Origin of the sequence: Methanocalculus sp., from assembly GCF_030651615.1 — an archaeon.
Classification (GTDB): domain Archaea; phylum Halobacteriota; class Methanomicrobia; order Methanomicrobiales; family Methanocorpusculaceae; genus Methanocalculus.
Genome location: NZ_JAUSCG010000141.1, coordinates 1 through 7,158, shown reverse-complemented (window position 1 = coordinate 7,158; position 7,158 = coordinate 1). Strand labels below are relative to the sequence as shown.

Annotated in this window: 7 protein-coding genes and 1 tRNA gene; 5 read left to right on the top strand and 3 right to left on the bottom strand. The window is 51.8% G+C overall.

The window, feature by feature from the left end:
• From feoB to Q7V06_RS06145, 4 genes are all read left to right on the top strand, one after another.
• A partial coding sequence (gene feoB / locus Q7V06_RS06160) for a ferrous iron transport protein B (RefSeq protein ID WP_304839547.1) occupies nucleotides 1-1,325 on the top strand: 1,325 nt, incomplete at its 5' end.
• A gap of 3 nt (nucleotides 1,326-1,328) precedes the next feature.
• The gene (locus Q7V06_RS06155; protein ID WP_304839545.1) at nucleotides 1,329-1,769 is read left to right on the top strand and encodes a hypothetical protein; all 441 of its coding nucleotides are present in this window, start codon (nucleotides 1,329-1,331) and stop codon (nucleotides 1,767-1,769) included.
• 1 nt (nucleotide 1,770) lies between these two features.
• On the top strand, nucleotides 1,771-2,043 hold the full coding sequence (locus Q7V06_RS06150; RefSeq protein ID WP_304839542.1) for a hypothetical protein: 273 nt from the start codon (nucleotides 1,771-1,773) through the stop codon (nucleotides 2,041-2,043).
• A gap of 97 nt (nucleotides 2,044-2,140) precedes the next feature.
• Entirely contained in the window at nucleotides 2,141-2,611 is a 471-nt protein-coding gene (locus Q7V06_RS06145) for a peptidylprolyl isomerase (RefSeq protein ID WP_304839540.1), read from the top strand.
• 10 nt (nucleotides 2,612-2,621) lie between these two features.
• Here Q7V06_RS06145 and Q7V06_RS06140 read toward each other — a convergent pair whose 3' ends face one another.
• The 3 genes from Q7V06_RS06140 to Q7V06_RS06130 form a co-directional block, all read right to left on the bottom strand.
• Entirely contained in the window at nucleotides 2,622-3,431 is an 810-nt protein-coding gene (locus Q7V06_RS06140; protein ID WP_304839537.1) for an AAA family ATPase, read from the bottom strand.
• Complete coding sequence (gene cooS / locus Q7V06_RS06135; RefSeq protein ID WP_304839535.1) at nucleotides 3,421-5,388, bottom strand: anaerobic carbon-monoxide dehydrogenase catalytic subunit; 1,968 nt, start codon at nucleotides 5,386-5,388, stop codon at nucleotides 3,421-3,423. The genes Q7V06_RS06140 and cooS overlap by 11 nt, the downstream gene beginning before the upstream one ends.
• A 304-nt stretch (nucleotides 5,389-5,692) precedes the next feature.
• Nucleotides 5,693-5,765: transfer RNA gene (locus Q7V06_RS06130), tRNA-His, on the bottom strand.
• Between the two features lie 179 nt (nucleotides 5,766-5,944).
• On the opposite strand from Q7V06_RS06130, the gene infB reads away from it, so the two are divergent.
• A partial coding sequence (gene infB, locus Q7V06_RS06125) for a translation initiation factor IF-2 (protein WP_304839532.1) occupies nucleotides 5,945-7,158 on the top strand: 1,214 nt, incomplete at its 3' end.

The following is a 7,158-nucleotide window of genomic DNA, read 5'->3' as shown; positions in this document are numbered from 1 at the left end:
GTAGTGTTGCTTCCGCTGTCGATACGTTGCTCCATGAGATCGAGACCGATGATTTTGAGGCTGTCCTCGCAGACAAACGATATGAGGCGATCGGTGCGATCCTTCCGCAGGCATGTACCATCTGTGTCCGGAAGATGACCGGATCGGATATGATCGACAGGGTCGTGACGAACAAGTACCTCGGTATTCCGATCTTCCTTGCACTAATGTGGGGCGCGTTCCAGCTCACCTTCGCGGTTGCAGAGCCTTTCATGGCAGGAATTGAGTATGTTTTCGGCTGGCTTGGTGAAGCGGTGGCAGCATCTGTTGGTTCTGCATGGCTTGCATCTCTCCTCGGTGAAGGGGTGATCGGCGGGGTCGGTGGTGTCTTCGTCTTCGTTCCGAATATCTTCATCCTCTTCCTGCTCCTTTCGATCCTCGAAGGAAGCGGGTACCTCGCTCGTGCGGCATTCATTATGGATCGCCTGATGTATGCAATAGGATTGCCGGGAAAATCGTTCATTCCGATGCTGATGGGCTTTGGCTGTAATGTTCCTGCTATCATGGCGACCAGGACCATCGAAGATGATCGGGATCGTCTCATCACCATTCTGGTTAATCCGTTCATCTCCTGTGGAGCAAGGCTGCCGGTGTATGTCCTCTTTGCAGGTGTCTTCTTCGGAGCGGCTGCCGGAAATGTTATATTCGGACTCTATGTCCTTGGAATTGCAGTAGCCATCCTCTCGGCAAAGCTCTTCAGAAGCACAATACTTCCGGGTGACTCATCCGCTTTCATCATGGAGATGCCACCCTATCGGATTCCAACAGTAAAAACGGCACTTCTGAATATGTGGGAGAAGGGATCGATGTACCTGAAGAAGGCTGGTGGCATCATCCTGATCGGATCACTGTTCGTCTGGTTCCTTGCTTCGTTCCCCTTCGGTGTGGAATATGGTGGTGAAGAGAGTTTCGCAGGGATGATCGGCCATCTGCTTGAACCGCTTGTCGCCCCGCTCGGTCTTGACTGGAAGATTGCTGTTGCACTCCTCTTTGGATTCGTTGCAAAGGAGATCGTCGTCAGTTCACTTGGTGTTCTCTATGGTTCAGGAGAAGAAGCTCTCTCTGATGCACTGCTTGCAGATCCTGCACTCTCCGCAGCAGCAGCACTTGCATTGATGGTCTTTGTCCTTCTGTATATGCCCTGTGTCGCAGCACTTGCAGTTATCAAAAAGGAGACCGGGTCATGGCGCTGGGCAGGCTTCTCAGTCGTGTATGGACTTGTGGTTGCCTGGGTACTTGCGTTTGTCACCTACCATGTGGCAGGAATCTTCCTTGGAGGTATGTAAACCATGTCTGAACAAACAAAAATGGTCTTCTCACTCCTGGTCGGCATACTCTATCTCCTTGCAGGAGTTGGAGAGATCATTGTATCGGTTCTGCCGGATATCGGGATCCCTGAAATCTTACAGATTCCAGGAGATCTGATCGGTGGCCTCGTCCTGATACTTGTCGGTCTCGTCCTCCTCTTCGGTGCCAGGGAGCTCTCCCTTGGAACCCATGAAGGGGTCGCATATATGCATGTTGGGATCGCGTTGGCCGGGATCTTTGGGATGGTTGCATTCCTCTCGCTCTGTGCAGAATTTGTCACACTGGCGATCTTTGAGGGTGAACCGGTCTCATTTGGTCTCTTCTCAGCAGAGATTACACCACAGATCTACCTTGCCCTGATTGCCCTCTATGGATTCATCATCTGGGGTAAGGAGTTCTCAAGCGGTCTACTGAGGGATTAGGATGATCCGGGATATCGCCGAAAAGGTTGCCGGAGGGGGGATTGCTATCTCCCTTCTTGCAGCAGATCTTGGAATCTCACAGGAACGGCTTCTCAATCAGCTTGAGATGATGGAGCATATGGGCTATCTCAGCCGGGATGCAGCCTGCACCCCCGGAGAAGGGATGCCAGCATGTGCCTGCTGTAGTGGGTGTTCAAAGAAAATGGGGGATATGCCCACCCGTCTCACGCTCACCGAAAAAGGGCGGCGCCTCATCAGATCCCAGGTGGAGTGAATGTGACTTCGGATTTACTCTTCTCCAGCTGCATACCCTATTCGAAAGTGTATGGGTTGCCAGAATCATTATTGATCTCTGGTGCATACCATACTGCATGTCAGATGAGCAGAAACCACGAAATGTCATTGTGAAGACCACAATGGGCGACTTTACCCTTGAACTCTTTGAAGATATGCCGGTGACGGCAGGAAACTTTGCAACCCTTGTTGGAAAAGGCTTCTATAATGGTACCGTCTTCCACCGAATCATCGCCGGATTTATGATCCAGGGGGGCGACCCGAAAGGAACCGGAACCGGAGGTCCGGGTTATACGATCAGGGATGAGTTCTCACCAAAGAGGAAGAACGTCCGGGGAACTATTGCGATGGCAAACGCCGGACCAAACACCGGCGGAAGCCAGTTCTTCATCAATCTTGTTGATAACAATTACCTTGACTCAAAGCATCCGGTCTTTGGAAAGGTCATCTCCGGTATTGAGGTTATCAATGCGATGGGAAAGACACCGACCGACAGAAATGATCGGCCAAAGACCGAAGTGAAGATCATCTCGGCAACATTTGCCTGATCTCTCCTTCTTATCTCCCTTTTTTAGTGATGATGGTCTCGGCGAGTGCGGAAATTCCATCTAAAATAACAGATCTCCGCTCTGATGCCATCAGATCCGATGATGCAATCTCATCGTCATAAGGGAGGGATCGAATCATGGTAAACGGGTGATCGGAGCCGAGGGTTGTAATAGCTCTCTGATACTCCTCTTCTGATCGCACTTTGTTGATGACAAGTGTTCGATCAGAAATTCCGAGTTCTCCTGCGAGTTCTGCTGTTCTGCATGCGGTTTTAAGAGCGTTTGTCGTCGGCTCGGCAAGGGCGATAAGATGTGAAAACCCTTTTCCAAGGCCACGGCCGAGATGTTCAAGCCCTGCTGGTGTGTCCATTAAGACTACTTCACCCTCCTTCACCCTGACCTTCCGGATGATCCCCCGGATCAGGGTGTTTTCCGGGCAGAGGCAGCCTCCGCCGGCAGAATCAACCGTTCCCATGACGAGGAGGCCGATGCCGTCTGTGGTCCTCTTCCCACACCTGTCAATGAGGTCGGAGAGGTCGGGGTTTAAGACGACCACCCCTCGCCCCCCCATCTTCTCTTCAATGTATCTGCGGTTCTTTGTGATCGGGGTGATCTCATCCCTGGTATATCCAAATGAGCTGGCGAGGTCTTCCTGAGGATCGGCATCGATCGCAAGGACGGAAAACCCCTTCTCAGTAAGATTTCTGGCAAGAAGGGTGGTGAAGGTGGTCTTCCCGACACCACCTTTCCCGGTGACGATCACCCGGAGGCCCGGTAACGTTGTACTCTGCTTTGTAGAATCTCTCGTTTTAGATGCCAAGCGCCTTCCTCTTCTCTTCGATATGTGCGATGATCAGATCAGCCGCTTTTACGGGGTCTGGCTCCACTGCAAACCTCGCATGCACAACATCTTCAAGACCGTTTGTCAAAAGGTCGACGACTGCCGGGCTTCCGCTGATATTTGGCATCGGACCAAGCACCGTGTAGACGCCGGAAGCAACGAAGTATGACCCGATAGCAACCGCCTTCTGTGAGTACCATTCAGGTGCTGCACCGGCAACCGGGAGCTGATGAATCCCGACACCGAGGATGTTTGCAATATTTGCCAAGAGGACGAGGATCCGTGAGCAGTCAACGCATGATCCCATGTGGAGGACCGGCGGAATGCCGACGGCTTTACAGATCGCCTTTAAGCCATCCCCTGCAAGGAAGGCGGCATCCGGAGTGAGAAGACCTGCTTTTCCGGAAGCCACTGCGGCACAACCGGTCTCGACACAGAGGATATCGTGTTTGATCAGCTCTTTTGCAAGGGTCACATGGCCAAAGTCATGTTTAATCTTCGGGTTATTGCAGCCGACGATTCCAACTGCTCCACGGATCTTTCCGGATGCGATTGCATCAACGAGTGGCTGAAGGGTGCCCCCAAGAGCTGCGGTGATCGCTTCGACTGAGAAACCGGCATTCACCGCAACCGGCTTGCCGGGTATGAAGACCTTCGCAGGATCTCTGTTTCTGAAGTTCTCGACTGCTGTTCTGACGATAACCTCTGCTGCTTCTGTTGCGTTCTCAGGCGAGAATTCAACATAGTAAGAACCTGGTATAATCGCTTTTGGGCTGGTTGAGATGATCTTTGTATGGAAGCAGCTAGCGGTTCTTGGCAGTGAAGGGAAGATGCACTGGTAATCGACGATCATTGCTTCGAGTGCACCTGTTGCGATGACGAGCTCCTGATTGAAATGGTTGCCTGCCATCGGGATGCCCCGCCTCATCAGAAGCTCGTTTCCGGTGCAGCAGAGTCCGATAAGGTTGATGCCTGTTGCACCGTATTTCTTAGCAAGAGCGAGCATCTTTTCACCCTCTGCTGCTGTTACGATCATCTCCGAGAGCATCGGATTATGGCCGTGAAGCGTGATGTTCACCTGGTCCTCTCTGAAGACCCCGAGGTTCATCAGCGATTCGCATGGCGTGGGTGTCCCAAAGAGGATATCAGATACGTCGGTTCCCATCATCGATCCTCCCCATCCGTCGGCAAGAGCCGTCCTGAGCCCATGAAGCAGCATATTGCCATAGTGGGCGCCGACTCCCATGTGGACCCGGTGCATCGCCTCAACGATCTCGCGGTCAATGCCTCTTGGGAGGATGCCCGCCTCTTTCCAGATGGCATAGGTGGCATCCGGTGCCCTCTTGCAGAGCCCAAGCTCCCCTTTTATCGTCCCAAACTCTTCAAGGAGTGCGAGCGCCAGATCATGGGCGACCTCGTTTACTTCACGATCGGTTGGGATGTTATACTCTTCTGCGATTGCACAGAGTTTTTTGGAATCGGTGATCCTATAACCTGCTCCTTCTCCCTTTCCAACAAGCAGGAGCGTTTCAACGATCTCCCTCCCATGATCGGAGTGGGATGCAGCACCTGTTGCCAGCGTATCAAGCAGGTTCCGGGCGACGATCAGATCTGCATCTGCACCACAGACACCCCGATCACGATGACGCTCAGGTATGATCCGGCAGGGGCCCATCGTGCACCGGCTGCAGGAGAGACCGGTTGAGCACCATTTGCAATGCGGCTCCTGCATCTCGCTCCTGTCCCAGATGGTCTCAATACCCTCCTGAAGACAGTGTTCGATGACTTTCTTTGCCATCTCGTCGATCGTCCGTTCCTCGACCTTCTCATGAATAACTTTCGGGTTCATCAGTGACATCTTCGCCCGGTCAAGCTCACAGGTCTCCATCTTCTCGCCGACAAGGTGTAGTGTCGGCTTTTTTGTTCCATCAGACATTACCATCCACTCCTTTTTGTGAGATGCAGCACTCACATCTCATATCCGATGAAAGAGCGCAGGGGCTCTTATAGTTAATGGTTGAAGGTGTGTATCGGAGCAATCAGACAGATTTGTGAGTTTATCTCCTCTCTTTTCCGGAAATATTTCTTTACTTGCAGGGTTGAAGGGACGGAGCAGGAAGTCTCCCTGTGACAGCTGTGTGCAGGTCACTCAAAGGAATGGTTTCTACTTCTCCCATGTAAGCGGGATCAGAAAGGGACTAGGTAACAATTTGTAAGAAAAATCGGAATTGAATTCCGAAGGCCAGGGCCGGGACTCGAACCCGGGTCAAAGGATCCACAGTCCTATAGGATGACCAGCTACCCTACCCTAGCATAAATGCTCATTATAATTGCCAGTAAACACTATTTAATCTAACGGATTGAACCTGTCAGGCACCAACCCTTGTACGAAGAAGAGGTCTCAAAAGAATTTTAATACTCCGAATGCGTTATAGAGTATCACTTTTCGGGTTTATCCCGTGTATTACGGTTTTTGGGAGGGGGAATCAGAAATGGCAAAGGACAATATCAGAACACCGATCGTCTGTGTGCTTGGGCATGTTGATCACGGAAAGACATCACTTCTGGATAAGATCCGTGGCTCAAAGGTCTGCGCATCTGAAGCGGGGTCGATTACACAGCATATCGGGGCGACGCTGATACCTATCGAATCGATACGAAAGATGAGCGGCCTTAAAAAAGATGCCGATATCAATATCCCCGGCCTCCTCTTTATTGATACTCCCGGTCACCGCGCCTTCACAACCCTCCGCGCACGTGGTGGTGCCCTCGCCGAAATTGCGATCCTTGTGGTTGATATTAACGAGGGTTTTAAACAGCAGACACTGGAGGCACTTCAGATCCTCAGAAACTGTAAGACCCCCTTCGTCATCGCTGCAACAAAGGTCGATAAAATCCCGGGATGGCGGGTTCATCCCGATGAACCGTTCCAGAAGACCTATGCAAAACAGAATGAACGGGTGCAGGGAATCCTGGAGACCAAAATCTACGAACTTGTGGGAAAACTCTCAGATCTCGGCTTTAATTCTGAACGGTACGATCGTGTCCGGGACTTTGCCAGGAACATCGCCATCGTTCCATCTTCAGGGATAACGGGTGAGGGGATACCTGATCTTCTGATGGTGATGATCGGTCTTGCCCAGCGTTACCTCACCGAGTCACTCAGAATAACAGTTGACGGGCCGGGTCAGGGGACGGTTCTTGAAGTGAAGGAGGAGCGCGGTCTTGGGATGACCCTGGATCTGATCCTCTATGACGGAACGATCAAGGTCGGTGACGAGATTGCAGTTGCCGGTGCATCCGGATGTATCGAGACGAAGATCCGCTCACTCTTAAAACCGAGACCGATGAAGGAGATTCTTATTGAAGATCGGTTTGAGCGTGTGAAGTCGGTTACTGCGGCAGCCGGTATTAAGCTTGTAGCTCCGAATCTGGATGATGTGATCGCCGGATCTCCTCTCCGCGTAATCAAAGGAGACCGCCAGAAGATCATCGATGAGATCGATGCCGAGATGCAGACTGCAAACATTAAGCTCTCCAATCTTGGGATCAGTATCAAGGCAGATACTATCGGGGCGCTTGAGGCGCTCTCAAAGGAGCTCGAGTCAAAAGAGATCGAGATCATGCGTGCCGATGTCGGGCCGGTGAGCAGGCATGATATCATTGAACTTGAGACGATGAAAGAGCCTCTCCATAAAGTCATCAT

What these genes read in the sequence shown, in the direction of transcription:
- Q7V06_RS06155 (WP_304839545.1), top strand. Translation starts at nt 1,329, where the DNA reads ATGTCTGAACAAACAAAAATGGTCTTCTCACTCCTGGTCGGCATACTC.
- Q7V06_RS06150 (WP_304839542.1), top strand. Translation starts at nt 1,771, where the DNA reads ATGATCCGGGATATCGCCGAAAAGGTTGCCGGAGGGGGGATTGCTATC.
- Q7V06_RS06145 (WP_304839540.1), top strand. Translation starts at nt 2,141, where the DNA reads ATGTCAGATGAGCAGAAACCACGAAATGTCATTGTGAAGACCACAATG.
- cooS (WP_304839535.1), bottom strand. Translation starts at nt 5,388, where the DNA reads ATGTCTGATGGAACAAAAAAGCCGACACTACACCTTGTCGGCGAGAAG.